The sequence below is a fragment of the Streptomyces sp. NPDC026301 genome (assembly GCF_055567935.1).
The window spans coordinates 71,415-96,338 of record NZ_JBVHPN010000019.1 but is presented as its reverse complement, the minus strand read 5'-3'; the positions used below and the strand labels follow the sequence as shown (position 1 = coordinate 96,338).

The 24,924-nt window shown below is 71.6% G+C and carries 26 protein-coding genes; 18 read left to right on the top strand and 8 right to left on the bottom strand.

Translation table 11 applies throughout. From position 1 onward, the window contains the following. Positions 1–139: 139 nt before the first annotated feature. The gene (locus ACZ4MH_RS28475; protein WP_351592667.1) at positions 140–1,816 is read right to left on the bottom strand and encodes a bifunctional 3'-5' exonuclease/DNA polymerase; all 1,677 of its coding nucleotides are present in this window, start codon (positions 1,814–1,816) and stop codon (positions 140–142) included. A 75-nt stretch (positions 1,817–1,891) separates the two neighbouring features. Continuing rightward, on the bottom strand, positions 1,892–3,034 hold the full coding sequence (locus tag ACZ4MH_RS28470; protein ID WP_351592670.1) for a winged helix DNA-binding domain-containing protein: 1,143 nt from the start codon (positions 3,032–3,034) through the stop codon (positions 1,892–1,894). A gap of 161 nt (positions 3,035–3,195) precedes the next feature. Between ACZ4MH_RS28470 and ACZ4MH_RS28465 the strand changes: the two genes are divergently transcribed. Beyond that, positions 3,196–3,966 carry an alpha/beta fold hydrolase gene (locus ACZ4MH_RS28465; protein ID WP_351592673.1) on the top strand — a complete coding sequence of 257 codons (771 nt, stop codon included), beginning with the start codon at positions 3,196–3,198 and terminating at the stop codon, positions 3,964–3,966. A gap of 160 nt (positions 3,967–4,126) precedes the next feature. Here ACZ4MH_RS28465 and tatA read toward each other — a convergent pair whose 3' ends face one another. From tatA to rpmB, 3 genes are all read right to left on the bottom strand, one after another. Further along, entirely contained in the window at positions 4,127–4,336 is a 210-nt protein-coding gene (gene tatA / locus ACZ4MH_RS28460; RefSeq protein WP_351592676.1) for a Sec-independent protein translocase subunit TatA, read from the bottom strand. A 171-nt stretch (positions 4,337–4,507) separates the two neighbouring features. Then, positions 4,508–4,813 (bottom strand): 30S ribosomal protein S14, encoded by a 306-nt coding sequence (gene rpsN, locus ACZ4MH_RS28455; RefSeq protein WP_351592679.1) that lies wholly within the window; start codon positions 4,811–4,813, stop codon positions 4,508–4,510. A gap of 1 nt (position 4,814) precedes the next feature. After that, positions 4,815–5,051, bottom strand: a complete 237-nt coding sequence (rpmB, locus tag ACZ4MH_RS28450; RefSeq protein WP_351592682.1) for a 50S ribosomal protein L28 — start codon at positions 5,049–5,051, stop codon at positions 4,815–4,817. A gap of 61 nt (positions 5,052–5,112) precedes the next feature. On the opposite strand from rpmB, the gene rpmG reads away from it, so the two are divergent. From rpmG to ACZ4MH_RS28425, 5 genes are all read left to right on the top strand, one after another. Next, positions 5,113–5,277, top strand: coding sequence for a 50S ribosomal protein L33 (rpmG, locus tag ACZ4MH_RS28445; RefSeq protein WP_030019254.1), 165 nt, complete (start codon positions 5,113–5,115; stop codon positions 5,275–5,277). An 8-nt stretch (positions 5,278–5,285) separates the two neighbouring features. After that, positions 5,286–5,576, top strand: coding sequence for a type B 50S ribosomal protein L31 (locus ACZ4MH_RS28440; RefSeq protein WP_351592686.1), 291 nt, complete (start codon positions 5,286–5,288; stop codon positions 5,574–5,576). Continuing rightward, positions 5,576–6,730, top strand: a complete 1,155-nt coding sequence (locus ACZ4MH_RS28435) for a GTP-binding protein (RefSeq protein ID WP_351592689.1) — start codon at positions 5,576–5,578, stop codon at positions 6,728–6,730. The genes ACZ4MH_RS28440 and ACZ4MH_RS28435 overlap by 1 nt, the downstream gene beginning before the upstream one ends. A 93-nt stretch (positions 6,731–6,823) precedes the next feature. After that, complete coding sequence (gene rpsR / locus ACZ4MH_RS28430; protein ID WP_031058550.1) at positions 6,824–7,060, top strand: 30S ribosomal protein S18; 237 nt, start codon at positions 6,824–6,826, stop codon at positions 7,058–7,060. A 182-nt stretch (positions 7,061–7,242) separates the two neighbouring features. Continuing rightward, positions 7,243–7,482, top strand: coding sequence for a DUF397 domain-containing protein (locus ACZ4MH_RS28425; protein WP_351592693.1), 240 nt, complete (start codon positions 7,243–7,245; stop codon positions 7,480–7,482). A 102-nt stretch (positions 7,483–7,584) separates the two neighbouring features. Here the strand turns inward: ACZ4MH_RS28425 and ACZ4MH_RS28420 are convergent, their stop codons facing one another. Next, positions 7,585–8,136: an ATP-binding protein gene (locus ACZ4MH_RS28420; RefSeq protein WP_351592696.1), complete on the bottom strand. Its 552-nt coding sequence runs from the start codon at positions 8,134–8,136 to the stop codon at positions 7,585–7,587. Positions 8,137–8,460: 324 nt separating this feature from the next. On the opposite strand from ACZ4MH_RS28420, the gene ACZ4MH_RS28415 reads away from it, so the two are divergent. The 4 genes from ACZ4MH_RS28415 (at position 8,461) to ACZ4MH_RS28400 (ending at position 12,227) form a co-directional block, all read left to right on the top strand. Further along, the gene (locus ACZ4MH_RS28415) at positions 8,461–9,324 is read left to right on the top strand and encodes a helix-turn-helix domain-containing protein (RefSeq protein WP_351592699.1); all 864 of its coding nucleotides are present in this window, start codon (positions 8,461–8,463) and stop codon (positions 9,322–9,324) included. A gap of 64 nt (positions 9,325–9,388) precedes the next feature. Further along, positions 9,389–10,846: an aldehyde dehydrogenase family protein gene (locus ACZ4MH_RS28410; RefSeq protein ID WP_351592702.1), complete on the top strand. Its 1,458-nt coding sequence runs from the start codon at positions 9,389–9,391 to the stop codon at positions 10,844–10,846. Positions 10,847–10,973: 127 nt separating this feature from the next. Continuing rightward, positions 10,974–11,540: a DinB family protein gene (locus ACZ4MH_RS28405; protein WP_351592705.1), complete on the top strand. Its 567-nt coding sequence runs from the start codon at positions 10,974–10,976 to the stop codon at positions 11,538–11,540. Positions 11,541–11,588: 48 nt separating this feature from the next. Further along, positions 11,589–12,227, top strand: a complete 639-nt coding sequence (locus tag ACZ4MH_RS28400; RefSeq protein WP_351592708.1) for a PadR family transcriptional regulator — start codon at positions 11,589–11,591, stop codon at positions 12,225–12,227. A gap of 19 nt (positions 12,228–12,246) precedes the next feature. On the opposite strand, the gene leuE is transcribed toward ACZ4MH_RS28400, so the two are convergent. Beyond that, positions 12,247–12,918 carry a leucine efflux protein LeuE gene (leuE, locus tag ACZ4MH_RS28395; RefSeq protein ID WP_351592710.1) on the bottom strand — a complete coding sequence of 224 codons (672 nt, stop codon included), beginning with the start codon at positions 12,916–12,918 and terminating at the stop codon, positions 12,247–12,249. Between the two features lie 113 nt (positions 12,919–13,031). Between leuE and ACZ4MH_RS28390 the strand changes: the two genes are divergently transcribed. The 3 genes from ACZ4MH_RS28390 to ACZ4MH_RS28380 all read left to right on the top strand — a co-directional run bounded on the left by ACZ4MH_RS28390 (position 13,032) and on the right by ACZ4MH_RS28380 (position 17,202). After that, positions 13,032–13,790: a MerR family transcriptional regulator gene (locus tag ACZ4MH_RS28390; RefSeq protein WP_351592712.1), complete on the top strand. Its 759-nt coding sequence runs from the start codon at positions 13,032–13,034 to the stop codon at positions 13,788–13,790. 186 nt (positions 13,791–13,976) lie between these two features. Beyond that, complete coding sequence (locus ACZ4MH_RS28385; RefSeq protein ID WP_351592714.1) at positions 13,977–15,290, top strand: DedA family protein; 1,314 nt, start codon at positions 13,977–13,979, stop codon at positions 15,288–15,290. 220 nt (positions 15,291–15,510) lie between these two features. Beyond that, on the top strand, positions 15,511–17,202 hold the full coding sequence (locus ACZ4MH_RS28380; RefSeq protein ID WP_351592716.1) for a threonine/serine exporter family protein: 1,692 nt from the start codon (positions 15,511–15,513) through the stop codon (positions 17,200–17,202). Between the two features lie 68 nt (positions 17,203–17,270). Here the strand turns inward: ACZ4MH_RS28380 and ACZ4MH_RS28375 are convergent, their stop codons facing one another. Next, positions 17,271–17,765 (bottom strand): inorganic diphosphatase, encoded by a 495-nt coding sequence (locus ACZ4MH_RS28375; protein ID WP_031058529.1) that lies wholly within the window; start codon positions 17,763–17,765, stop codon positions 17,271–17,273. A gap of 86 nt (positions 17,766–17,851) precedes the next feature. On the opposite strand from ACZ4MH_RS28375, the gene dacB reads away from it, so the two are divergent. The 5 genes from dacB to ftsH all read left to right on the top strand — a co-directional run bounded on the left by dacB (position 17,852) and on the right by ftsH (position 24,904). Further along, positions 17,852–19,450, top strand: coding sequence for a D-alanyl-D-alanine carboxypeptidase/D-alanyl-D-alanine endopeptidase (gene dacB, locus ACZ4MH_RS28370; RefSeq protein WP_351592719.1), 1,599 nt, complete (start codon positions 17,852–17,854; stop codon positions 19,448–19,450). Between the two features lie 89 nt (positions 19,451–19,539). Then, positions 19,540–20,691: a zinc-dependent metalloprotease gene (locus ACZ4MH_RS28365; RefSeq protein WP_351592722.1), complete on the top strand. Its 1,152-nt coding sequence runs from the start codon at positions 19,540–19,542 to the stop codon at positions 20,689–20,691. Between the two features lie 258 nt (positions 20,692–20,949). Beyond that, positions 20,950–21,963: a tRNA lysidine(34) synthetase TilS gene (gene tilS, locus ACZ4MH_RS28360; protein WP_351592725.1), complete on the top strand. Its 1,014-nt coding sequence runs from the start codon at positions 20,950–20,952 to the stop codon at positions 21,961–21,963. A 116-nt stretch (positions 21,964–22,079) separates the two neighbouring features. Continuing rightward, a complete protein-coding gene (hpt, locus tag ACZ4MH_RS28355) occupies positions 22,080–22,619 on the top strand; it encodes a hypoxanthine phosphoribosyltransferase (protein WP_031058519.1) in 540 nt (179 codons plus the stop codon). A gap of 269 nt (positions 22,620–22,888) precedes the next feature. Further along, positions 22,889–24,904: an ATP-dependent zinc metalloprotease FtsH gene (gene ftsH / locus ACZ4MH_RS28350; RefSeq protein ID WP_351592728.1), complete on the top strand. Its 2,016-nt coding sequence runs from the start codon at positions 22,889–22,891 to the stop codon at positions 24,902–24,904. The last annotated feature ends 20 nt before the right edge of the window (positions 24,905–24,924 follow it).

The window sequence follows — 24,924 nt, the reverse complement described above, 5'->3', positions numbered from 1 at the left end:
CGGGGCCTCCTCGGAGTTTAGAGCCTGTACGGGCGTCTTCCCCTGGTCCGGGCTGCCCGTACGACCGGTCCGGGCGTGCGCGTACGACTGGTCCGGGCGTGCTTGTACGACGCCGTACGACAACTCGCCGCGGCTCAGCTCACTTCGCGTCCGCGTAGCACTCCACCACCGCCGTGGTGAAGGGGAAGCGGACCGGGGTGGGGCCGAAGGCGAGGCGGCCCGCCAGGTCGGCGGCCGCGGCGATGGCCTGCGCCACCGCGGGCGCCTCCTCCTCGGGGCAGTGCACGATCACCTCGTCGTGCTGGAAGAAGACCAGCTCGGCGCGCATCCCGGCTTCGTGCAGCGATTGGCGGAGCGCGGCCAGTACGAGCAGCGCCCAGTCGGCGGCGCTGCCCTGCACGACGAAGTTGCGCGTGAAGCGGCCGCGGGCCCGGGTGCCCGCCGTGCTGCCGTACGAGGGCGGGGCCTCCTCCTGAGGCAGGCCCGCCTCGTCGGGCGGAACCACCGAGGCGGGCGGGCTGGTCCGGCCCAGCCACGTGCGCACGAGGCGGCCCTCCTCGCCCGCCCGCGCCGCGTCGTCCACGTACGCCACCGCGGCCGGATACCGGCGGCGCAGGTCCGCCATGTGCTTGAGCGCGTCGCCCGAGGTCTGGCCGTAGATCGCGCCGAGCAACGCGAGCTTGGCCTGCGCGCGGTCGCCGCCGAAGGCGCGGGCCGCCAGGTCGGCGTACAGGTCCCGGCCGCTGCCCGCGACCTCCATCAGGCCGCGGTCCCGGGAGACGGCCGCCAGCACCCGCGGCTCCATCTGGTCGGCGTCCGCGACCACCAGCCGCCAGCCGGGGTCCGCGACCACTGCCCGCCGGATCACCTTGGGGACCTGCAGCGCGCCGCCGCCGTTGGTGGTCCAGCGCCCGGAGACCGTGCCGCCGGGAAGATACTCCGGGCGGAACCGGCCCTCGTGCACCCACTGCTGGAGCCAGGACCAGCCGTGCGCAGTGTGCAGGCGGTAGAGCCGCTTGTACTCCAGGAGCGGGGCGACGGCCGGGTGGTCGATGCGGAGCAGCTCCCACTTGCGGGTGGAGGCCAGCTTGATGCCGGCCCGGTCGAAGGCCCGGATGATGTCGGCCGGCAGGTCGGGACGGACCCGCACGCCCTCCCCGAACGCGCGGGACACCTCGTCCGCCAGCTCGGCCAGCCGCTGCGGCTCCAGGCCGCGCCCATAGCGCTCGCCGAGCAGCCCGTCCAGCAGCGCGCGGTGCACGTCCGCGCGCCAGGGCACCCCCGCCCGGTGCATCTCGGCGGCGACCAGCATCCCGGCCGACTCCGACGCGAGCAGCAGCCGCGTCCGCTCCGGCCGCTCGGTCTTCTCCGTACGCGCCAGCTGGCCCGCGTACACCTCCCGCAGCGCCGTGAACTCGTCCGTGCCCGGCGGCAGCGGGGCCGGGCCCGGCTCGAAGAGCGAGGGCTGCGTCTCCGCGGTACGCACGGGCGGGTCGTCCGGCACCGGCAGACCGTGCAGCCGCGCCCAGGCCGCCGCGAGCGACCGCGGCTGGCCCGACTGGCCCTCCTCGTGCCCGATCAGCAGCGCCTCGGCGGCCTCGACGTCGTAACACCGCTCGACCCGCACCCCGGCCGCGAGCAGCTTGCGGTACGACTCCGCCGTGGACCGCCACACCCAGCGCTCCACGTCCGGCCGCGCCCGCACCGCCGTGATCAGATCCGGCTCCTCGGCGACCGCACCGACAGCCGCTCCCGCCCCGTCCACCGCACACAGCCGCACACCCCCGCTCGCCGATCCGCCCACCACCCACCGCATGGTTCGAGTTTCGCACCGGGGTACGACATTCCGGCCGTGGCGGCGCCTCGTCCGGCCCCCGTCGTCCCCCCGCCGTCAGATCTCCTGTATCGATATCGGGCGGTCGTGGCCCGTGCAGCGGGCCAGGTGGGCCGCCTCGGCCGCCAGGCCCTCGTCCGGCACCGGGCCGTGCTCCGCCACGTGGTCCTTGAAGAGACTGACCTGTACGGCCGTGTCCGTGAAGGCCCAGACGCCCGCGACCCGGCCGCCGTGCACGACGACGGGGGAGATCCACCCGGCCGCACGGCTCACGGCCTTCCTGTGGTGGGCCGGGACCAGGCGGCTGTCGGCGGTGCCAGGCCCCAGGACGTACTGGTCGAAGCCGGCCAGCAGCCGCACCTCGCGGGAGGGCCGCGCGGCCGCCAGCGCGTCGGCGTCCTCGCTGCGGACGTACGCACCGGGCTCGCCGTCCACCTCGACCGGCGTGAGCGCGTCACCGAGCGCCGCGAACCAGCCGCGCAGCGTCGCCCTGCGGGTCGCGCCGCGCAGCAGCCACGTGTCGAAGGCGGTGGGCGTCGCCGGGCCGTGCGCCCCCAGGTACGCGGAGATCACCGCCCCGGACGCCTCCTCGGGATCCGGTATGCCGCCCCAGTCCGGCACCCAGGAGCGCGGCGCGGCGAACGTGATGTTCCGCCCCCGGGGCGTGCCGTGGCACAGCCGGCCGCCCCACGCCAGCGGCTTGAGGAGCGCGCTCCAGCCCGAGGACAGCTGCTCGCTGAGGCCGCCGAGCTCCTTGCGGGAGCACACGGCCGCCACCAGCTCCTCGCGCGTCAGCTGCCGCCCGTCCAGCGTCTCGTCGACCGCCTCGCCCAGCGCCGCCAGCTGCTGCGGGCTCATCCCGAACGCCTTCTGCCAGGACGGCTTCTCCCACGTCCGCGCCGCGCCGAGCAGGGAGAGATACGCACCGGCCTGCGGCGCGGGCAGCACGTGGAGCGTGCCGCGCATGGCCCAGGTCTTGATCACCGAGCGGTCCGCGAGCGCGGCGTCGACGGCGCCCGGCACCGGGGCGCTCCGGCGGGTGGCGACCGCCAGCTCGGCGGACGAGGCGACCTGGGCCTGCACCCCGGCCAGCCGCCCGGCGAGCTCCGCGACGGACGCGGCACCGCGCGGCACGAGGCTCTGCTGCCGCAGCCGCCAGGCCAGCACCTGGTCGTGACGCACTCTGAGAGTTCGGTTCATGCGCCCATTGCACCGCACGCCACTGACAATCGTCCGGCACCGCAAGTCACGGCGGTGGCAATGATGTTCGCCGTGTCCCGCCTCTGTTCCCACACCTCCGGACGGCGGGACCATACGCTCACGAGGCCCGGGGGGCCGGACACCGAAGAGGGAGCCGCCGCATGACCGGATCCGAGCAGACCGTCGCCCACCGCCTCATCGGCTCCGGGCCGCGCCATGTGATCGTGCTGCACGACTGGTTCGCCACCTGCGCGGGCTGGGGCGCGATCCTGGACTACCTGGACACCGAGGACTTCACGTACGCGTTCCTGGACTACCGCGGTTACGGCGACCGCAAGGACGTCCCCGGCCGCTACGACCTCCCCGAGATCGCCGACGACGTGCTGGCCCTCGCCGACCAGCTCGGCTGGGACCGCTTCGCGCTGGTCGGGCACTCCATGGGCGGCAAGGCGATCCAGCAGGTGCTGGTGCGTGCGCCGGAGCGGGTCAGCCGCCTGCTCGGCCTAGCGCCCGTACCGGCGGCGCCGTACCCGATGGACGAGCCCACGCAGGCCCTCTTCTACGGGGCGTCCGAGGACCCCGAGAAGCGCCGGGCCATCCTCGACCTGGTGACCGGCCACCGTACGGGGCGGGTCTGGCAACAGCGGATGATCAGCCACTCGATGGCGGCCTCCCGCAAAGAGGCGCACGCCGGCTACCTCGCCAGCTGGCACACCCTGGACCTCTCGGACGCGGTACGCGGCAACCCCGTCCCCGTACGCGTCGTCGTCGGCGAACACGACCTCGCCCTCACCGCCGACGTCATGCGCGCGACATGGCAGACCTGGTACCCGAACGCCGACCTCATCACCCTCCCGGCCACGGGCCACTACCCGATGCACGAAACCCCGGTGACCTTGGCCACCGTGATGGAGGACTTCCTCCGGGGGTGACAACCTCCCGGAGGTGCTCGTTCATCAGGTCATCCCCGACCTCGTCGTCGCCCCGAAGGGCAGCTTCGACAGCGAGGCGCTCTGGCACGATCCCGGTCCGGTCCTGCTGGTCGACGAGCTCACCTCGAACTCGACACCAGCGAGTTCTGAGCCCGGCGCGTCACTCCTGGCCGACGGTCCGCGACTGTTCCGGTGTGGGCTGGGGGCGGTCCTGGGCGTCGGACTTCAGGGCCTTTGTCTCGGACTTCAGGATGCGCATCGACTTGCCGAGGCCGCGGGCCATGTCGGGGAGCTTCTTCGAGCCGAAGAGCAGGACGAGGACCGCGAGGATCAGCACCAGGTGCCAGGGCTCGAGGGCATTGCGGAACATGGGGGCTCGCTCTCGTTGGGGTGCGTTCCCGTGGGGGCGCGGCCGCGCGCCCGTACGCGCGGTACGGATTCGGACGTTCCGCTCAGTATGACCCGTACAGGGGTACGGGGAGGAAACCGGGGCCGGGGGGCGCGTGAACGGCGGTCCCCGGCCCCGGTGCCGTCGGGCGGTCTACCAGCTCGACTTCGTGACGCCCGGCAGGTAGCCCGCGTGGGCCTGTTCGCGCAGGCGGACGCGGGAGAGGCCGAAGGCGCGGAAGTAGCCGCGCGGGCGGCCGTCGACGCTGTCGCGGTTGCGGACGCGGGTGGCGCTGGCGTCGCGCGGCTGGCGGGCCAGTTCGCGCTGGGCGCCCAGCCGTTCCTCGTCCGGCGTCTTCGGGTCGCGGACGATCGCCTTCAGTGCGGCCCGGCGGGCCGCGTAACGGGCGACGACGACCCGGCGCTTCTCGTTCTTCGCGATCTTGCTCTTCTTCGCCATGTCAGACGCGCTCCCCTCGGGCCCGGATACGGGCGACGGCGGCTTCGACGCCGATGGTGTCGACGGTCTTGATCGCCTTCGTGCTGAGCCGCAGGCGCACGAAGCGGTTCTCGCTGGGCAGCCAGTACCGCTTGCGCTGGATGTTCGGGTCGAAGCGGCGCGGTGTGCGCCGGTGCGAGTGGGAGATCGTGTTGCCGAAGGCCGGCGCGCGGCCGGTCAGCTGGCAGTGGGCGGACAAGTGAGCTACCTCCTACTGAGTCCTTAATGAAAATGACTGTCGTTTCTGTATAGTAGCCCGTATGGCCCGCAACGAACTACGTCCCGTGATCAAGCTCCGGTCCACCGCCGGCACGGGCTACACGTACGTCACCCGCAAGAACCGCCGTAACGACCCCGACCGGCTGGTGCTGAAGAAGTACGACCCGGTCGCCGGCCGGCACGTCGACTTCCGAGAGGAGCGCTGAGCAGCGTCATGAAGCCTGGAATCCACCCCGCGTACGGGCCCGTCGTCTTCCGCGACCGGGCCGCCGACTTCGCCTTCCTCACCCGGTCGACCGCCACCAGCGAGAAGACGGTCGAGTGGGAGGACGGGCACACGTACCCGGTGATCGACGTGGAGATCTCGTCGGCGAGCCACCCCTTCTACACGGGCACGGCGCGCGTACTGGACACCGCGGGGCGCGTGGAGCGCTTCGAGCGCCGGTTCGGCACGCGGACGGTCGGCGGCCGGCGCGCGGCCGACGGTGAGCGCGGGGACCGCTGATGGACCGCGACCGGCTCTCCGTGGTGATCGTCGGCGGGCTGCACGCGGAGGCCCGCGGGGCCGCCGTCGAGCAGCTGCTGCGGACCGTCCCCGGCAGCGTCGCCCTCCACCACGACCTCGCCACCGCCGCCGACGGCGTCGTGCAGCGCACCGTGCGGGACGGCACCGGCCTGCTGGACAGCGGCGAGGCGCCGCTGGTCAACGACTGCGCGTGCTGCGCGCTGCGCGAGGACCTGGTGCCCGAGCTGGAGCGGCTGGCGGACGGCCGGACGTGCCGGCTGGCCGTCGTGGAGCTGTGGGACTCCGTGGAGCCCAAGGCGATGGCCGAGGTGATCGACGCCTGCGGCGGCGAGTCGCTCGCGCTGACCGGCGTCATGACGGCCGTCGATCCGGCCCTGCTGCTGCCTTACTTGGGCTGCGGCGACGACCTCGCCGAGGCGGGTCTCGCGGCCGCCGCCTCCGACCAGCGGACCGTCGCGGACACCTGGGCGCGCCAGCTGGAGTACCCGCCGGTGCTGGTCGTCGCGCCCGGCGAGGAGCCGGGGGACGAGGCGGACCTCGCCCTGCTGAACCAGCTGCACCCCACGGCGCGGCGCATCGCGGTGGAGTCGCCCGAGCTGGCGGCCGCCGCCGTGGCGGGCTTCGACGTCGCGGCGGCCGCGGCGCGCCAGCACCCGGCCTGCGCGCTGCTGCCGCAGGAGGCCGAGGAGGCGGACGTCGCGACCCTGGTGTGGCACCGCACGCGGCCGTTCCACCCCGGCCGGCTGCACGCCGCGCTGGAGGACCTGTGCTGTGCCGCCGCGCGCAGCCGGGGCCGCTTCTGGCTGGCCGACCGCCCGGACACACTGCTGTCCTGGGACGCGGCGGGCGGCGCGCTGTGCGTGGAGAACACCGGGCCGTGGCTGGCCTCGCTGCCGGACGCCGCCTGGGAGATGGTGCCGCCGATGCGCCGGGCCGCCGCCGCGCTGGACTGGGATCCCGAGCACGGCGACCGGGCGCAGCATCTGGTGTTCACCTCGCCCGGCCTGGACCGGGAGGGGCTGACGGCGCTGCTGGAGTCCTGCCTGCTCACCGACGCGGAGTACGCGCGCGGCCGGGAGTACTGGCGGCGACTGTCCACCGCGTTCGACGAACTGCTCGACCCGGTGCCGTAGGCGGCGTCCGCCGACCGCGCTACGCGTGTGTCATGCATCTACATCAATTCTCGGTCGTCTTCGACGGCCTGATTTCGTGAGGAAACCCCTGCCATGCCCCGTCGTCCCGACCCGCGCAAGAAGAGCGCGCCGCGCCCCAACCCGCTCGACGCGGCGGGGATCACGTACGTCGACTACAAGGACACCGACCTGCTGCGGAAGTTCCTCTCCGACCGCGGGAAGATCCGCAGCCGCCGCATCACCAGGGTTTCTGCCCAGCAGCAGCGGCAGATCGCCGCGGCGATCAAGAACGCCCGGGAGATGGCGCTGCTGCCGTACGCCTCCCGCTGACCGTACGCCGCAGGGCATGGGGAAGGGGGCGGTGGGGAAGGCGCTCGACGGGCGGGGCACGGCCCGACGAGCTGTGACGGGCTGGCCACAGGCTGTCGTGCACGTGCATCTGCCCGAGCATCGGCACATGAACAGAGTTATGATCCCGGGCAGTTGACACCATTTCTCACCGGGAGAGACCAGTGCCCCACGCGTACAACGGCATGGCCGCTTCGGATCTCGACGGAGTGGTGTGGCAGAAGAGCCGGCACAGCAACTCCAACGGTACGTGCGTGGAGTTCGCGAAGCTGCCCGGCGGCGACGTGGCGGTGCGCAACTCCCGCTTCCCCGACAGCCCCGCGCTCGTCTATACGCCGGCCGAGATCGAGGCCATGCTGCTCGGCGTCAAGGACGGGGAGTTCGACCACCTCGTACGGGACTGAACCGCGAGGCGTGGGTCGCAGGTGCGTCGGCGGGCCGACCCCTCGGGCGTATCGCACACGCATACGAATATGCACGTGCATGTGAGCTGTACTGGAGCGGGGTCAGCTCGCCTGTGCCCGGGAGGCCGAAGCCGTGGCCTGGGCCGGTACCTGCGGCAGCTGGAAGAGCGCCCAGACGACCTTGCCGTGCGCGGCGTCCTCCAGGCGGTGCCAGCCCCAGCTGTCGCTGAAGGAATCCACCAGGTAGAGCCCGCGCCCGGACTCCGCGGAGAAGTCCGCCTCGCCCTCGACCGGTGAGGCGTCGCTGCCGTCCCGTACCGCGCAGACCAGCCGGCCCGCCCAGCGGATCAGGTGGAGTCTCGGTGAGGTGTCGTCGGCGGCCCCGTAGGCGCGCCCGTCCGCCACGTCGTCCAGCTCGGGCCCCGCGTGCCGCAGCGCGTTGGTGACGAGCTCGGACACGACGAGCGCGACGCTGTCGAAGAGCTCGTCCATGTTCCAGCGCTGCAGCGTCTCGCGGGTGAACTGCCGGGCGCCGCGCACCGATTCGTACTGCGGTCGCAGGGTCCAGGTGACGGAGCCGGAGATGGCTGCGGGGTCGACTGGCGGAAGCCCCTGCCATAACGGCGCGAGCATGGTCGAAACCTTGGTCCCCATGCGAGGCACTCCTGGCGTTCGCGGACGTCACGATCCAGACGGGTGTGCCCAGATCTCGCGGGTCTTTCACGAGCGTGCATGTGTGCGAGCTCCATGGTTCCGAATGCGTACGGCAGATGCAAGGGCAGATGCACGTGCAGACGTCCACTTTGTGTACGGCCGTAGGCGTAGGGGCGTAATTCTTCCTACGCACTCTTGCGCCCGGCTTTGCCGAAGGCGCGAGAACAGGCCCATATCCGTAACCGGTTGAGCACGCAACGGAGCCCGAACGTGGCAGACTGCCGCTCATTGTTGGACGGGGTGGGTCACGGGAGGGTCGAAGTTGTGACCGCAAGTGAGTCGAGCGGATCTGTGGTGCGGCGCATCCTGCTGGGGTCGCAGCTGCGGAGGCTGCGAGAGTCCCGCGGGATAACACGTGAGGCGGCCGGCTACTCGATCCGCGCGTCGGAATCGAAGATCAGCCGTATGGAACTGGGGCGGGTGAGCTTTAAGGCGCGGGACGTGGCGGACCTGCTGACCCTCTACGGCGTCGGGGACGAGGCCGAGCGCGACTCCCTCCTCGGGCTGGCCCGTGAGGCCAACGTGGCGGGCTGGTGGCACAGTTACGGCGATGTCCTTCCCGGCTGGTTCCAGACATATGTGGGACTGGAGGGAGCCGCCTCGCACATCCGCACCTACGAGGTGCAGTTCGTGCACGGGCTCCTGCAGACGGAGGGGTACGCGCACGCCGTCGTGAGCCGCGGCATGCGCGGCGCCCCCCTCGCCGAGATCGACCGCCGCGTCGCACTGCGCCAGGAACGCCAGAAGCTGCTGATCGCGGAACGGGCGCCGCAGTTCGACTGCGTACTGGACGAGGCCGCGCTGCGCCGCCCGTACGGCGACCGCGCCGTCATGCGCGGCCAGCTCCAGCACCTCATCGACATCTCGGAGCGTCCGAACGTGCGGCTGCAGGTCGTGCCCTTCAACTTCGGCGGGCACGCGGGCGAGAGCGGCGCCTTCACGATGCTGCGCTTCCCCGAGTCCGACCTCTCGGACATCGTCTATCTGGAGCAGCTCACCAGCGCGCTGTATCTGGACAAGGCCGAGGAGGTCGGGCAGTACGAGCGGGTGATGAGCAGCCTCCAGGAGGAGAGCCTGGATCCGACCCGCACCCGGGATCTTCTTCGGGGCCTGCTCCAACTGACGTGACTCGTCAGTAGAATGACGCCGGATCAGCCATCCCCACAGGCGCCCGCACAGAGTAGGAACGACCATGTCCTTCTTCTCAGACCTGGCCTACCAGTACATCGACGGTGAGTGGCGGGTCGGCAGCGGCTCGTGGGACATCATCGATTTCAACCCGTACGACCAGGAGAAGCTCGCGTCGGTCACGGTCGCGGGCGTGGACCAGGTCGACGAGGCGTACCGGGCTGCCGAGCGGGCGCAGCGCGCGTGGGCGCGCACCAATCCGTACAGCCGCCGGCTGATCATCGAGAACGCGCTGCGCATCGTCCAGGAGCGCGAGGACGAGATCATCGAGGCGATCGTCGTCGAGCTCGGCGGCACGCGCGTCAAGGCGGCCTACGAAGTGCGCACGGCGCAGGAGTTCCTGCGCGAGGCCGTACAGCTCGCGCTCCGCACGGAGGGGCGCATCGTGCCGTCCCCGGTGGAGGGCAAGGAGAACCGCGTCTACCGGCTCCCGGTCGGTGTCATCGGCGTGATCAGCCCGTACAACTTCCCGTTCCTGGTCACCCTGAAGTCGGTGGCGCTCGCGCTGGCCCTGGGCAACGCCGTCGTCGTCAAGCCCAACCAGAACACCCCGGTGGTCGGCGGTGGCCTGATAGCCAAGATCTTCGAGGACGCGGGCCTGCCGGCCGGGCTGCTGAACGTCCTCGTCACGGACATCGCCGAGATCGGCGACGCGCTGATAGAGCACCCGGTGCCCCGGGTCATCTCCTTCACCGGCTCGGACAAGGTCGGCCGGCACGTCGCCGCGGTCACCGCGGGCCACTTCAAGCGCGCCATCCTCGAACTGAGCGGCAACAGCGCGCTGATCGTCCTGGACGACGCGGACGTCGACTACGCGGTGGACGCCGCGGTCTTCAGCCGCTTCGTGTACCAGGGCCAGGTCTGCATGGCCGCCAACCGCGTCCTGGTGGACCGCAAGGTCGAGGCGGAGTTCACCGAGAAGTTCGTGGCCCGGGTCAGGAAGCTGAAGACCGGCGACCCGCGCGACCCGGAAACCCACATCGGGCCGCTGATCAACAGCTTCCAGGCCGAGGCACTGACCGCGCTGGTGGAACGGGCGGTCGCCGAGGGCGCCACGCCCCTGGTGCGCGGCCGTACGCAGGGCAACCTGGTCGAGCCGACGGTGCTGTCCGGCCTGCCTGCCGACTCCGCGCTGTACGGGCAGGAGATCTTCGGGCCCGTGGTGCTGCTCGCCGCGTTCGACGGCGAGGAGGAGGCGGTGCGGCTCGCCAACGACTCGCCGTACGGGCTGAGCGGCGCGGTGCACACCGGCAACGTGGAGCGCGGCGCGCGGGTGGCCCGGGAGATCGAGACAGGCATGATCCACATCAACGACAGCACGGTCCACGATGAGCCGCTGGTGGCCTTCGGCGGCGAGAAGGCGTCCGGGGTCGGGCGGCTGAACGGCGAGTCGACGGTGGAGGCGTTCACGACCCAGAAGTGGGTCTCGATCCAGCACGAGCGGACGGTCTTCCCGTTCTGAGGACTGCCGGCTCCGACGATTTCCGGCCAGGTCCTGCCTTGAGGACAGGACCTGACCGCAAGGGTCCGTAGCTTCATCGGTGTCGGGGAACACCCCGGCACCGATGAAGCGACGAAAGGCGGCTCTCATGCCCACTCACGTGCCTGCCGAGGACAAGGGTGACGAGCGCGGCGCGCTGCTGGCCTTCCTGGAAGCGCAGCGCGGCGGAATCCGCCGCGCGCTGCTCGGCCTGACCGACGAAGCCGCCGCGCGCCGCCCCAGCGCCAGCGAGCTGTCCCTGTCCGGACTGCTCAAGCACGTCGCGCAGACCGAGCTGGGCTGGCTGGAGATCGCGCAGGAGCTGCCGCCCTCCATCCACCGCGACCAGAGCACCTGGCACCTCAGCTTCCAGCTGGAGGAGGGCGAGTCGGTCGCGGGCATGCTCGCCTACTGGGACGGGGTGGCGAAGCGCACGGAGGAGTTCGTCCGCTCGGTGCCCAGCCTGGACGACACCTTCCCGCTGCCCGAAGCGCCGTGGTACCCGCCGGAGGCCCGGCAGTCCATGCGCTGGCTGGTGCTGCACCTGATCGAGGAGACCGCCCGGCACGCGGGCCACGCCGACATCGTCCGCGAGTCCCTGGACGGGAAGACGGCCTTCGTCCTGGTCGACGAGGAGCGGGAGCTGCTGCGCCAGGAGGGTGGCGCCGGGCAGTAGCGTGCTGACCCGCAAGGTCACCTCCGGGCGATGAGGAGAGCGCGGGCGATGTCGGCGATCCGGCTGCTGGTACTGGGAGCCGTGCGGCAGCACGGCCGGACGCACGGCTACCAGGTGCGCAGCGATCTGGAGTACTGGGGCGCCCACGAGTGGTCGAACGCCAAGCCCGGCTCGATCTACCACGCGCTGAAGCAGCTGGCGAAGCAGGGACTGCTGCGCGCGCACGAGACCGCGCCGAGCACGGCCGGCGGGCCGCCGCGCACGGAGTACGAGATGACGGACGCCGGAGAGGCGGAGTACTTCGCGCTGCTGCGTGCCGCGCTCTCCCAGCACGGCCAGAAGGTCGACGTGCTGAGCGCCGGCATCGGCTTCATGGTCGACCTGCCGCGCCAGGAGGCGGTGGCCCTGCTGAAGGAGCGGGTACGGGCCCTGGAGGCGTGGCGCGCCGAGGTCACCGGCCACTACGTCCCCGAGGACGGCCCGGAGCAGCTCGGCCACATCGGCGAGATCATGAACATGTGGGTGCACGCCGCGGACACCGGGGCGGAGTGGGCCCGCTCCCTGATCGCCCGCATCGAAGGGGGCGCCTACGTCTTCGCGGGCGAGGGCGCGCCCTTCGTGGGCGTACTGCCGGAGGGCACGGCGAACCCGTTCGCGGACAAGCCGCCGTTCCCCGGCGGCGCCTGAAGGAGGCCGGTCCGGTGCGTCAGCCCGTACCGGCCATCGACAGCTTCGCCGCGAAGCCCAGGAAGGCGGCCCCGGCGCCCGCGGTCAGGCCCGCGGTGAGGCGGCGCCGCTTGCGGAAGGTCGCGGCCAGATACGTACCGCTGAAGATCAGGATCGACAGGTACGTGAAGCTGAACAACTGGGCCCACGCGCCGAGCGCCAAGAAGGACAGCGTCTGGTGCGCGTAGTGCGGGTCGACGAACTGCACGAAGAAGGAGATGAAGAACAGGATCGCCTTCGGGTTGAGCAGGCTGACCACGAGGGCGCGGCGGTACGGCCGCTCGGTCTCCTCCTTGGGCCGCGCGGGCGAGGCGCCCTCCCCGTCCTTCTCGGCCCTGCGGGCCTCCCGGCCGCGCCACAGTGCCACCGCGCCGCGCAGCATCCCGATGGCCAGCCAGGTCAGATAGCCCGCGCCGACGAACTTCACGATCCCGAAGGCCAGCGGACTGGCCTGCAGCAGGGAGGCCACGCCGCCCGCCGAGAGCGTCATCAGTACCGCGTCGCCGCACAGCACGCCGGCCGCCGCACGGTAGGCCACCTTCGGGCCGCGCCGCGCCGCGACCGAGACGACGTACAGCGAGTTCGGGCCCGGCAGCAGGATGATCAGCGCGAGACCCGCGAGATACGTCGAAAGATCCGTTATCCCCAGCATGGCCGCAGGATGCCATTGGATGTATCCGCCCTTCACCTGCTTTCCGGCATACGGACTTGCACCTCACGCGACGTGAGGACGCACCGTGAAGGCGTACCGAGAAGGGAGCGGAGATGACGTACTCCGTGGGACAGGTCGCCGGGTTCGCCGGCGTCACGGTGCGCACCCTGCACCACTACGACGAGATCGGACTGCTCTCGCCGAGCGCGCGCAGCCACGCGGGCCACCGGCGCTACGACGACGCCGACCTCGACCGGCTGCAGCGCGTCCTGTTCTACCGGGAGCTCGGCTTTCCGCTCGACGAGGTCGCGGCCCTCCTGGACGATCCGGACGCCGATCCGCAGGAGCACCTGCGGCGCCAGCACGTACTGCTGACCGACCGGATCGCCCGGCTCCAGGAGATGGCCGCGGCCGTGAAGACAGCGATGGAGGCACGCAGGATGGGCATCAATCTCACCCCCGAGGAGAAGTTCGAGGTCTTCGGCGACCACGACCCCGACCAGTACGCGGAGGAGGTCGAGCGCCGTTGGGGCGACACGGAGGCGTACAAGGAGTCGCAGCGCCGCGCCGCCACGTACACCAAGGAGGACTGGAAGCGGCTGACGGCGGACTTCGACGCGCTCCACCACCGGATGGGCGAGCTGCTGGCGCAGGGCGTGCCGGCCGACTCCGAGGCGGCGACGGACGTCGCGGAGGAGCACCGCCGCTTCATCTCGCGGCACCACTACGAGTGCTCGTACGAGATGCACTCCTGCATCGGCGAGATGTACGTCGCGGACGAGCGGTTCACCGCCACGTACGAGGCGATCAGGCCCGGGCTCGCGGTCTACATGCGGGACGCGATGCTGGCGAACGCGGTCCGTCGCTCCTGAGGGACTCCGGGGCGCTGCCTGGGGCGCTGTCCCGCCCGGCGCCCCGGGGGCGACGGCGCCGGGCGGGACAGCTGGAACCAAGGGGCGTCACAAGGCGTTGATAGCTTTGGGCCGCATACTGCGCCTGTACCCCGCTTTCCGCGTACCGACCGATCCGGCGCCCTCGACCCAGGAGCCCTGCCCACCGTGAACACTCTCGCGCTCGGCCCCCAGTGGCTGGACCCGGACTATCTGATCAGCACCTTCGGCCTGATCGGCGTTCTGGTCATCGTTTTCGCGGAGTCCGGTCTGCTGATCGGCTTCTTCCTGCCCGGCGACTCCCTGCTCTTCACGACCGGCCTGCTGGTCACGGCAGGGAAGCTGGACAAGCCGCTGTGGCTGGTGTGTCTGCTGGTCGTGCTCGCGGCGGTGCTGGGCGACCAGGCGGGCTATCTCTTCGGCCGGAAGGTCGGGCCCTCGCTGTTCAAGCGCCCCGACTCCAAGCTGTTCAAGCAGGAGAACGTCGAGAAGGCGCACGAGTTCTTCGAGAAGCACGGCCCGAAGTCGCTGATCCTGGCCCGCTTCGTGCCGATCGTGCGGACGTTCACGCCGATCATCGCGGGCGTGAGCCGGATGAACTACCGCTCGTTCCTCGTCTTCAACGTGATCGGCGGCGCCCTGTGGGGCGCGGGCGTGACGCTGCTCGGCGCCGCGCTGGGCGGCATCGAGTTCGTGCACAAGAACATCGAGGCCATCCTCGTCCTGATCGTGCTGATCTCCGTCGTCCCGATCGCCATCGAGTACCTCCGCGGCCGCAAGAAGGCCAAGAAGGCGGCCGCCGAGGGCGCTGCGGGCGTTGCGGGCGCCGCGGGCCAGGACGCGCCGCCGCCGGCCGGTCCGGTCGCCGGCGGCCCGGCGGACGCCACTCAGCCGATGCCGCGCGTCCCGCACGAGGGCGAGGAGCGCGCCCCGTATGGCCGCGGCCAGGGCGGTCACGAGCCGTCTCCGTACGGCGCGCAGCAGGACCGGTCGCAGTACGGCCGGCAGCAGTCCCCGTACGGCCAGGAGCAGGCCCCGTACGGTCAGGGACAGCCTCCGTACGGCCAGGGGCAGGCTCCCTACAGTCAGGGGCAGGCTCCCTACAGCCAGGGGCAGCCGTCGCCGTACGGGCGGCAGGATCAGGCCCCCTATGGCGGGCAGCAGGACCCGTACGGTGGGCAGCAGGCATCCTCCTACGGTGAGCAGCAGGCGCCTCGGGCGCAGCAGTCCCCGTACGGCCGGCAGGACGCTCCGCAGGCCCCGCAGGCGCCTTACGGACAGCAGCCGCAGCAGCACCGGCAGCCCTCGTACGGCGGGCAGTCCGGGCCCGCTCCGTACGGCCGTCCCGCGCAGCAGCCCGGCGGGCCGGAGCAGTATGATGCGCAGTCGCAGCACCCTCAGCAGGGGTCGCAGCAGCCGCACCCCCAGGATCAGCAGCAGCCTCCGGGCGAGGGCCGCCGCGGCCGCCACGCCAAGCGCTGACCGGCTGCGCAGCACATCCCCCCGTACCGCACCGCCCTTGGGCGCCCCTTCCGTTCCGCGTCGCCGCGGAGCGGTCCAGGGGCGCCTTCGCGGCGTCCAGGGCGGGTTTTCCCCACCCCATTCACCACCATGCGAACCCCCCGTCCCGCGCGCCAGGGGCGGCGATCAGGCATGGTGGCTTTGACGACGGACGCAGCAGGCGCACGAGGAGCGAGAAGCAGTGGCGTCGGACCCGGAGACTCCCGAGGACCGCAAACCCCAATCGGACGAAGCGCGGAGCGCGTTCACCTCGCCGCTCGGCGTGCCCCAGCCCCCACTGCCCGAGGACGAGCACCCCACCTCGGAATTCGCTCTCCCGGAGGGAATGCGGGCCGAGGCGCCCGCCGAGCCGGAGGGGTCCGCCTTCGCGCCCCCGGGCAGCTCGCCGGACGGCACCAACGGCTCCACCACGGGCACCCACCAGCTGCCCACCACGCCGGCCGGCTGGCCCGCGTTCACCCCGCCGCACGGCATACCGGTCGTCAGCCTGACCAAGGACGTCCCCTGGCAGGACCGGATGCGCACGATGCTGCGGATGCCGGTCACCGAGCGCCCGGCTCCGGAGCGGATCGAACGCGCCGACGAGTCGGGGCCCGCCGTGCCGCGCGTGCTCGACCTCACGCTCCGTATCGGCGAGATCCTGCTCGCCGGCGGTGAGGGGGCCGAGGACGTCGAGGCGGCCATGTTCGGCGTCGCCCACGCGTACGGCCTGGAACGGGTCGAGCCCACGGTCACGTTCACGCTGCTGTCGATCTCGTACCAGCCCTCGCTGGTGGACGACCCGGTGACGGCCAGCCGCACGGTCCGCCGGCGCGGCGTGGACTACACCCGGCTCTCCGCGGTCTTCCAGCTGGTCGACGACATCACCTCCGACGGCATCACCCTGGAGGAGGCGTACCGCGGCCTCGCCGAGATCCGGCGCAATCGCCACCCGTACCCCAGCTGGGCGCTCACCGTGGCGTCCGGCCTGCTGTCCGGCGCCGCGAGCATGCTGGTCGGCGGTGGCCTGACGGTCTTCGTCGCGGCCGCCATAGGGTCCATGCTCGGCGACCGGCTGGCGTGGCTGGCCTCCGGGCGCGGGCTGCCGGAGTTCTACCAGTTCGTGGCCGCGGCGATGCCGCCCGCCGCGATGGGCGTGACGCTGAGCATGACGCACACCGGAGTGCAGGCGTCGGCGGTCATCACCGGTGGCCTCTTCGCGCTGATCCCGGGGCGGGCGCTGGTGGCGGGCGTGCAGGACGGCCTGACGGGTTACTACATCACCGCCGCCGCACGTCTGCTGGAGGTCGGCTACCTCATCGTCGGCATCGTCATCGGGGTGCTCGGCGTCCTGTACATCGGCGTCCAGCTGAGCGCGCACACGCTGAACCCGGAGGAGGCGCTGGGGTCGTTCGACGAGCCGGTGGTCCAGATCATCGCCTCGCTGCTGCTGGCGCTGGCCTTCTGTGTCCTGCTCCAGCAGGAACGTCACACCGTGCTGTTCGCGACCTTCAACGGCGGCGTGGCCTGGGTGATATACGGCGCGCTCTCGCACGCCCGCGTCCACCCGGTGGTCGCCACCACGATCGCGGCCGGCCTGGTCGGCCTCTTCGGCCAGCTGCTGTCCCGCTACCGCTACGCGTCCGCGCTGCCGTACGTCACGGCGGCCATCGGCCCGCTGCTCCCCGGTAGCGCGACGTACTTCGCGCTGCTCAACTTCGCCCAGGGCAACCTGGACGCCGGCGTCTCCTCGCTGATCAAGGCCATCTCGCTGGCCCTGGCCATCGCGGTCGGCGTGAACCTCGGTGGCGAGGTGGCCCGCCTCTTCATCAAGGCCCCGAGCACGGAGGACGGCACCAGCCGCCGCGCGGCGAAGCGGACGCGGGGCTTCTGATGCATGCACGTCGGGCGGGGCACCAGGTGCCCCGCCCGACGTGTGTACGGCCTACGAAGCCGTCAGGCTCAGTGCTTGCCGCCCTGCGCCTCCAGGCGCTTGAACGAGGCCTCGATCTCGGCCTCGGCCTCGGTGCGGCCGACCCAGTTCGCGCCCTCGACCGACTTGCCCGGCTCCAGGTCCTTGTAGACCTCGAAGAAGTGCTGGATCTCCAGGCGGTCGAACTCCGACACGTGGTGGATGTCGCGCAGGTGCTCCACGCGCGGGTCCGAGGCCGGGACGCACAGCAGCTTGTCGTCGCCGCCGGCCTCGTCGGTCATGCGGAACATGCCGATGGCGCGGCACTTGATGAGGCAACCCGGGAAGGTCGGCTCGTCCAGGATGACCAGCGCGTCCAGCGGGTCGCCGTCCTCGCCGAGGGTGTTCTCGACGAAGCCGTAGTCGGCCGGGTAGCTGGTCGAGGTGAAGAGTCGACGGTCCAGGCGGATCCGACCGGTCTCGTGGTCCACCTCGTACTTGTTCCGCGAACCCTTCGGGATCTCGATGGTGACGTCGAACTCCACGGGTGGCTCCTCCATGATCAACACATACGTCTGGTGATTAAGTGTCCCCCACGCAGGTGTGTGGTGGCGAAAGGGGCTGGTCCAAAGTGCCGGAGACCAGGTCGTGGCAGGTCAGGTGGGGCGGCTGGGGCCGGTCCTGCATACGGACGGCGGCCGGCGCGGGGCGGAGCACCGCGCAGTTCGCCGCCGACGAGTGGTTCTTCGCCCGCCAGTGGTGGCGGCGGACCCCGCCCCAGCGGAAACGGACGTGGCAGGTGACGGCCGGCTCCGCCGTCGCCGGTCTCGCGGTCGCGGCCGGTGCGGTGGCGGCGGCCGGTCCGTGGGACTCCGGTCAGCGTACGGCCGAACGGGCCCGCGCGGCCCGCTGGGACGGGCGAGGTGGTGAGCGTCACGACGGCGGCCCCGCGGCTCCCGGCGCGGCGCCCGTCCTGGCGGCCCTGGGCGCCCCCGTGAAGGGCGGCGGCGACGGCGCCCCGCCCCCGACCGGCAGCGGCCTCGCGGACGCCCTGGCGCCCCTGCTGAAGGCGCCCGAGCTGGGTCCCGTACGGACCGCCTCGGTCGTGGATGTGGCCACCGGCCGCGAGGTCTTCGCCAGCCACCCGGGCCGGACCGCGACCCCCGCCTCCACGATCAAGCTCGGTACCGCCGTGGCCGCCCTCACCGCCCTCGGCCCCGAGCACCGCTTCACCACGAAGGCCGTGCAGGACGGCCGGGCGAAGGACGGCACCCCCCGGGTCGTACTGGTCGGCGGCGGCGATCCGACCCTCACCGCCCGTACGCCCAGGGCCGGCACTCCGGCCGCGCAGCGCCCCGCGGCCCTCGGCGACCTCGCCGCCGACACCGCGCGCGCCCTCAAGAAGCGCGGCACGAAGAAGGTCACCCTCGGTTACGACGACTCGCTCTACAGGGGATCGCCGCAGCACCCGATCGGCCCCAACGAAAACCTCGCCCCCGTCACCGCGCTCACCGCCGACGAGGCCCGCCTGGACACCAGCGGCCACGGCACCGCGCCCCGCGCCGCCGACCCCTCCGCCGAGGCCGCCCGCGCCTTCGCCGCCGACCTGCGCGCCCACGGCATCGCGGTCACCGGGACCCCCCGGGACGCCGCGGCCCGCCGCACGGCCACCCGGCTCGCGGCGGCCCCCTCCCTCCCGCTCTCGGTCATCGTCGAGCGGATGCTCACGCACAGCGACAACGACATCGCCGAGCAGCTGGCCCGCCAGACGGCCGTGGCCACGGGAGCGCCGACGACCTTCAAGGGTGCGGGCCACGCCGTACAGCGCACACTCGAACAGCTCCGCCTCCCTGTGGCGCGGACCGTCTTCCACGACGGCAGCGGCCTGGACCGCGACGACCGGGTCTCCGCGGGCCTGCTGTCCCACGTGCTGCTGCTCGCCGCTGCCCCCGACCACCCGGAGCTGCGCCCGATCCTCACCGGCCTCCCCGTCGCCGGCTTCACCGGCACCCTGGAGGCCCGGTACGCCGACGAGCGGGCGGGCGCCGGTGCCGTACGCGCCAAGACCGGCACCCTCACCGGCGTGAACACCCTCGCCGGCACGGTCGTCGACGCCGACGGCCGGCTGCTGACGTTCGCCTTCATGACCAACGGCACGAGCGACGCGTACGGGGCGCAGCGGTCCCTCGACCGCCTCGCCTCGGCGGTGGCCAACTGCGGCTGCCGGTGATGCGTGCGCGCCCCCGTATGCGGCGCCGGCCACCGTCGAGCGCCGCGAATCGGCTATCCCCGGGCCGAGCGCACCCGTACCGTGAAGTCATGACGAGCATCGGTGGTGCCGAGATGGTCGACTGGAATCTCGCGGTGACGACCGCGTCCCGCTTCGTACGGCCGGGCCCAGAGGTGAGCCGCGACGAGGCCCGCGCGGTCGTCGCCGAGCTGCGCAGGCACGCGAAGGCCGCCGAGGAGCACGTGCGCGCGTTCACCCGCATGACCCCACCGGGGAGCGAGGGCGGCGCGGCGGGCCACGACACCCCCGTCCTGGTGGTCGACCGGCCCGGCTGGATCCGCGCCAACGTCGCCGGCTTCCGCGCCGTACTGAAGCCGCTGCTGGAGAAGATGCAGGAGCGCCGCTCCTCGCTCCCCGGCGGCGCGGTGATAGGCGCGGTCGGCGGCAAGGTGACCGGCGTCGAGCTGGGCATGCTGCTGTCCTTCCTGGCCTCCCGCGTGCTCGGCCAGTACGAGACCTTCGCGCCGCCCACCAAGGACCTGCCAGCGGGCGCCCGCGGCGGCCGGCTGCTGCTCGTCGCGCCGAACATCGTCCACGTCGAGCGCGAGCTGGAGGTGGACCCGCACGACTTCCGGCTGTGGGTCTGCCTGCACGAAGAGACGCACCGCACGCAGTTCACCGCGGTGCCCTGGCTGCGCGACCACATCGAGGGCGAGGTGCAGTCGTTCCTCGGCGAGACCGAGATCGACCCCGGCACGCTCCTCGAACGGCTGCGGGAGGCCGCCCAGTCGCTGACCGGGGCCAAGCCCGAGGGCGAGGCCGGCGAGGACGACGGCGGCCGCAGCCTGGTCGACCTCGTGCAGACCAAGGCGCAGCGCGAGATCCTCGGCCGGCTGACCGCCGTGATGTCCCTGCTGGAGGGGCACGCCGACTACGTCATGGACGGCGTGGGCCCGCAGGTCGTGCCCTCGGTGACGGAGATCCGGGAGAAGTTCCAGCAGCGCCGGGCGAGCGGCGCAGGGCGCCTGGACCAGGCGCTGCGCAAGCTTCTGGGCCTGGACGCCAAGCTGCGCCAGTACCGGGACGGCGAGCGCTTCGTACGGGCCGTCGTCGACGAGGTCGGCATGGACGGCTTCAACCGCGTGTGGACCTCGCCGAACACGCTCCCGACCAAACAGGAGATCGCCAAACCGGCGGACTGGGTCGCGCGGGTGCACCGCAAGGCGGACGGTGCGCCGTAGGAAGGCAGGGCGCCGTGGGCGCGCCGTAGGACAGAAGAACGCCCCCTCAATCACCCTTCTGAGGGACCGTGGCCCGGGGAGAGGCGTGCAATGCTCGGGTAACAGCTCATCTCTGTCACCATCGAGACACTCTGAGTGACCGCCCCGGGGATCGCCCGGCGATCCCCCCGGCGCTCGCCCCCGAGATGCTCCCTGGTGGGCCGGACGGCAGCCGCCGTCCGGCCCGAGGCTCCCCCAGCTGAACGATTGGAAACGGACATGGGTCCCCATCCAGCGGTCGCCGCAATACGCTTGGCGGTCCGCCGCGTACTCCACGACGTCCTCACGTCCCACACCCGGCGGTCCGGCCCCGACGCCCCGCCGCCCCTGGTGCTCGCCGCCTGCTCCGGCGGCGCCGACTCCATGGCGCTCGCCTCGGCCCTCGCCTTCGAAGCCCCGCGCCTCGGCGTCCGCGCCGGCGGCGTCACCGTCGACCACGGCCTCCAGGATGGCTCCGACACCCGGGCCGCCGAGGTCGTCCTCCGTATGCGGTCGCTCCATCTGGACCCGGCAGAGGCCGTCACCGTCTGCGTCGGCAGGGACGGCGGCCCCGAAGCGGCCGCCCGCGAGGCCCGGTACGCCGCGCTGGACGACGCCGCCCGGCGGCACGGCGCGAGCGCGGTCCTCCTCGGCCACACCCGCGACGACCAGGCCGAGACCGTGCTCCTCGGCCTCGCCCGCGGCTCCGGCACCCGCTCGCTGTCCGGCATGGCCGCCGTCTCCGGCGCCGACGGCCGCTACCGCCGCCCCTTCCTGGAGATCGACCGGCAGACCGCCCGCAAGGCATGCCTGATCCAGTCGCTGCCCGTGTGGGACGACCCGCACAACACCGACCCCTCCTACACCCGCTCCCGGCTCCGCCACGAGGGCCTGCCCGCCTTGGAGAAGGCGCTCGGCAAGGGCGTCGTCGAGGCCCTCGCCCGTACGGCGCAGCTCTCCCGCGACGACGCCGACGCGCTGGACTCCTGGGCCGTCGAGGCCGAGCGCGGTGTGGCCGATGCCACCGGTGCGCTGGACGTGACCGCGCTGTACGCGCTCCCTCCCGCGGTACGCCGCCGAGTGCTCCGCCGGGCCCTGCTGCGTGCGGGCTCACCTGCGGGTTCGCTCTTCGCCCGGCACATCGAGGAGGTCGACCGGCTGATCACCGCCTGGCGCGGCCAGGGGGCCATCGACCTCCCCGGGCTGGTGGGTGTGCGACGGCAGGGTGGCAAACTGGTCATCCGGCAGGGCTGAGCCGCGCGGGACCGCCCGGCCGGACGAGTCGCAAGACAGCCTTCCTGAGGCTTCATGCTTCCTGAGGCTTCATGACACCGAACCGAGCGAAAGTGGCACGGGTGGACGACAAGGACATGGGTTCCGACCTTCAGTCGGTGCTCATCACCAAAGAAGAGATCGATGCGAAGCTGGCCGAGCTGGCCGCGAAGATCGACGCGGAGTACGCGGGCAAGGAGCTGCTCATCGTCGGCGTCCTGAAGGGCGCCGTGATGGTGATGGCGGACCTGGCACGTGCGCTGTCCACCCCCGTCACGATGGACTGGATGGCCGTGTCGTCGTACGGCGCGGGCACCCAGTCCTCCGGCGTGGTCCGCATCCTCAAGGACCTGGACACCGACATCAAGGGCAAGCACGTCCTGATCGTCGAGGACATCATCGACTCCGGCCTGACGCTGTCCTGGCTGCTGTCGAACCTGGGCTCGCGGGAGCCGGCCTCGCTCGAGGTCTGCACGCTGCTGCGCAAGCCGGAAGCGGCAAAGGTCGACATCGACGTGAAGTGGATCGGCTTCGACATCCCCAACGAATTCGTCGTGGGATACGGCCTGGACTTCGCCGAGAAGTACCGCAACCTGCCGTTCGTCGGCACGCTCGCGCCGCACGTCTACGGCGGCTGACGCCCCGTCGGCGGTGCCGGACAGGGCCTGGAAAGCACCTCGTGCCGGACGGCGGGAACCCTCAGCGGTCTCCCGCCGTTGGAGCAGGGAGGGCGGAATCCAAGTCGCATTGTTCACCACGGGCAGCGGCGTCGGGTGACAATGCTGGGGTACCGTCCGAAGGTCAGTCTTTTTCGGGCCAGTAATACACCGTACGCACGACCAGACCTCCCCGAGGGCTGGAGTGCCTCACTGTGGCAGGAGGGACGGGGCCTTTGGGCTCCGTATGGATGGACGTGAAGCGATACTTCCGTGGGCCGGTCATGTGGATCGTGCTGGCCGTCCTCGCCGTGGTCGTGTTGATGCAGGTCGTCAGTTCGTCCGGCGGCTACAAGACGGTGGACACCGGTCAGGTCGTCAAGGCGATCACGGACAACAAGGTGAAGTCCGCCGAGCTGACGACCGGCGACGAGATGAAGATCAAGGTCGAGCTCTCCGGCGGCAACAAGGTCGAGGGTTCCGACAAGATCCAGTCGAGTTACATCGGCGACCAGGGCGTGGACCTGGCAAAGACCCTGCAGTCCAAGTACCAGACGGGCGACATCAAGGACGGTTACACCGTCTCGCCGGAGAAGCAGAGCCCCTTCGTGGGCATGCTGCTCTCGCTGCTGCCGTTCGTCCTGATCGTCGTCGTGTTCCTGTTTCTGATGAATCAGATGCAGGGCGGCGGCTCCCGGGTCATGAACTTCGGCAAGTCCAAGGCCAAGCTCATCACCAAGGACACCCCCAAGACGACGTTCTCGGACGTCGCCGGGTCGGACGAGGCGGTGGAGGAGCTCCATGAGATCAAGGAGTTCCTGCAGGAGCCGGCCAAGTTCCAGGCCGTGGGCGCCAAGATTCCCAAGGGCGTACTGCTGTACGGCCCGCCCGGTACGGGCAAGACGCTCCTCGCGCGCGCCGTCGCGGGCGAGGCGGGCGTGCCCTTCTACTCGATCTCCGGCTCCGACTTCGTCGAGATGTTCGTGGGTGTCGGCGCCTCGCGTGTCCGTGACCTCTTCGAGCAGGCCAAGGCGAACGCCCCGGCGATCGTCTTCGTCGACGAGATCGACGCCGTCGGCCGGCACCGCGGTGCGGGCCTGGGCGGCGGTCACGACGAGCGCGAGCAGACGCTGAACCAGCTCCTGGTCGAGATGGACGGCTTCGACGTGAAGGGCGGCGTCATCCTGATCGCCGCCACGAACCGGCCGGACATCCTGGACCCGGCGCTGCTGCGCCCGGGCCGCTTCGACCGGCAGATCGCGGTCGACCGCCCCGACATGCAGGGCCGTCTGGAGATCCTCAAGGTTCACCAGAAGGGCAAGCCGGTCGCCCCGGACGTCGACCTCAGCGCGGTGGCCCGGCGTACGCCCGGCTTCACCGGCGCGGACCTGAGCAACGTCCTCAACGAGGCCGCGCTGCTCACCGCCCGCAGCGACAAGAAGCTGATCGACAACCACTTCCTGGACGAGGCGATCGACCGGGTCGTGGCCGGTCCGCAGAAGCGGACCCGGATCATGTCGGACAAGGAAAAGAAGATCACCGCGTACCACGAGGGCGGACACGCCCTGGTCGCGGCGGCCTCGCCGAACTCCGACCCGGTCCACAAGATCACGATCTTGTCCCGCGGCCGCGCGCTCGGCTACACGATGGTGCTCCCGGACGAGGACAAGTACTCCACCACGCGCAACGAAATGCTCGACCAGCTGGCATACATGCTGGGCGGCCGCGCGGCGGAGGAGCTGGTCTTCCACGACCCGACGACGGGCGCCGCGAACGACATCGAGAAGGCGACCGCCACGGCCCGCGCGATGGTCACGCAGTACGGCATGACCGAGCGGCTCGGCGCGATCAAGTTCGGTTCGGACCAGTCCGAGCCGTTCCTGGGCCGCGAGATGTCCCACCAGCGCGACTACTCGGAAGAGGTCGCGGCGCTGGTGGACGAGGAGGTCAAGAAGCTGATCGAGACCGCGCACAACGAGGCGTGGGAGATCCTCGTCGAGAACCGCGACGTTCTCGACAACCTGGTCCTGGCCCTCCTGGAGAAGGAGACCCTGGGCAAGGAGGAGATCGCCGAGGTCTTCAAGCACATCGTGAAGCGCCCGGCCCGCCCCGCGTGGACCGGCTCCTCACGGCGTACGCCCTCCACCCGCCCGCCGGTGCTCTCTCCCAAGGAGCTGGCCCCGGCCAACGGCGCGGTCACCGCGACGCCCACCGTCTCCACGGAGAAGGTGGACCTCCCGGAGGACTCCGGCAGCAGCGAGGCGTGACCGGTCGGCCGCTCGCCACA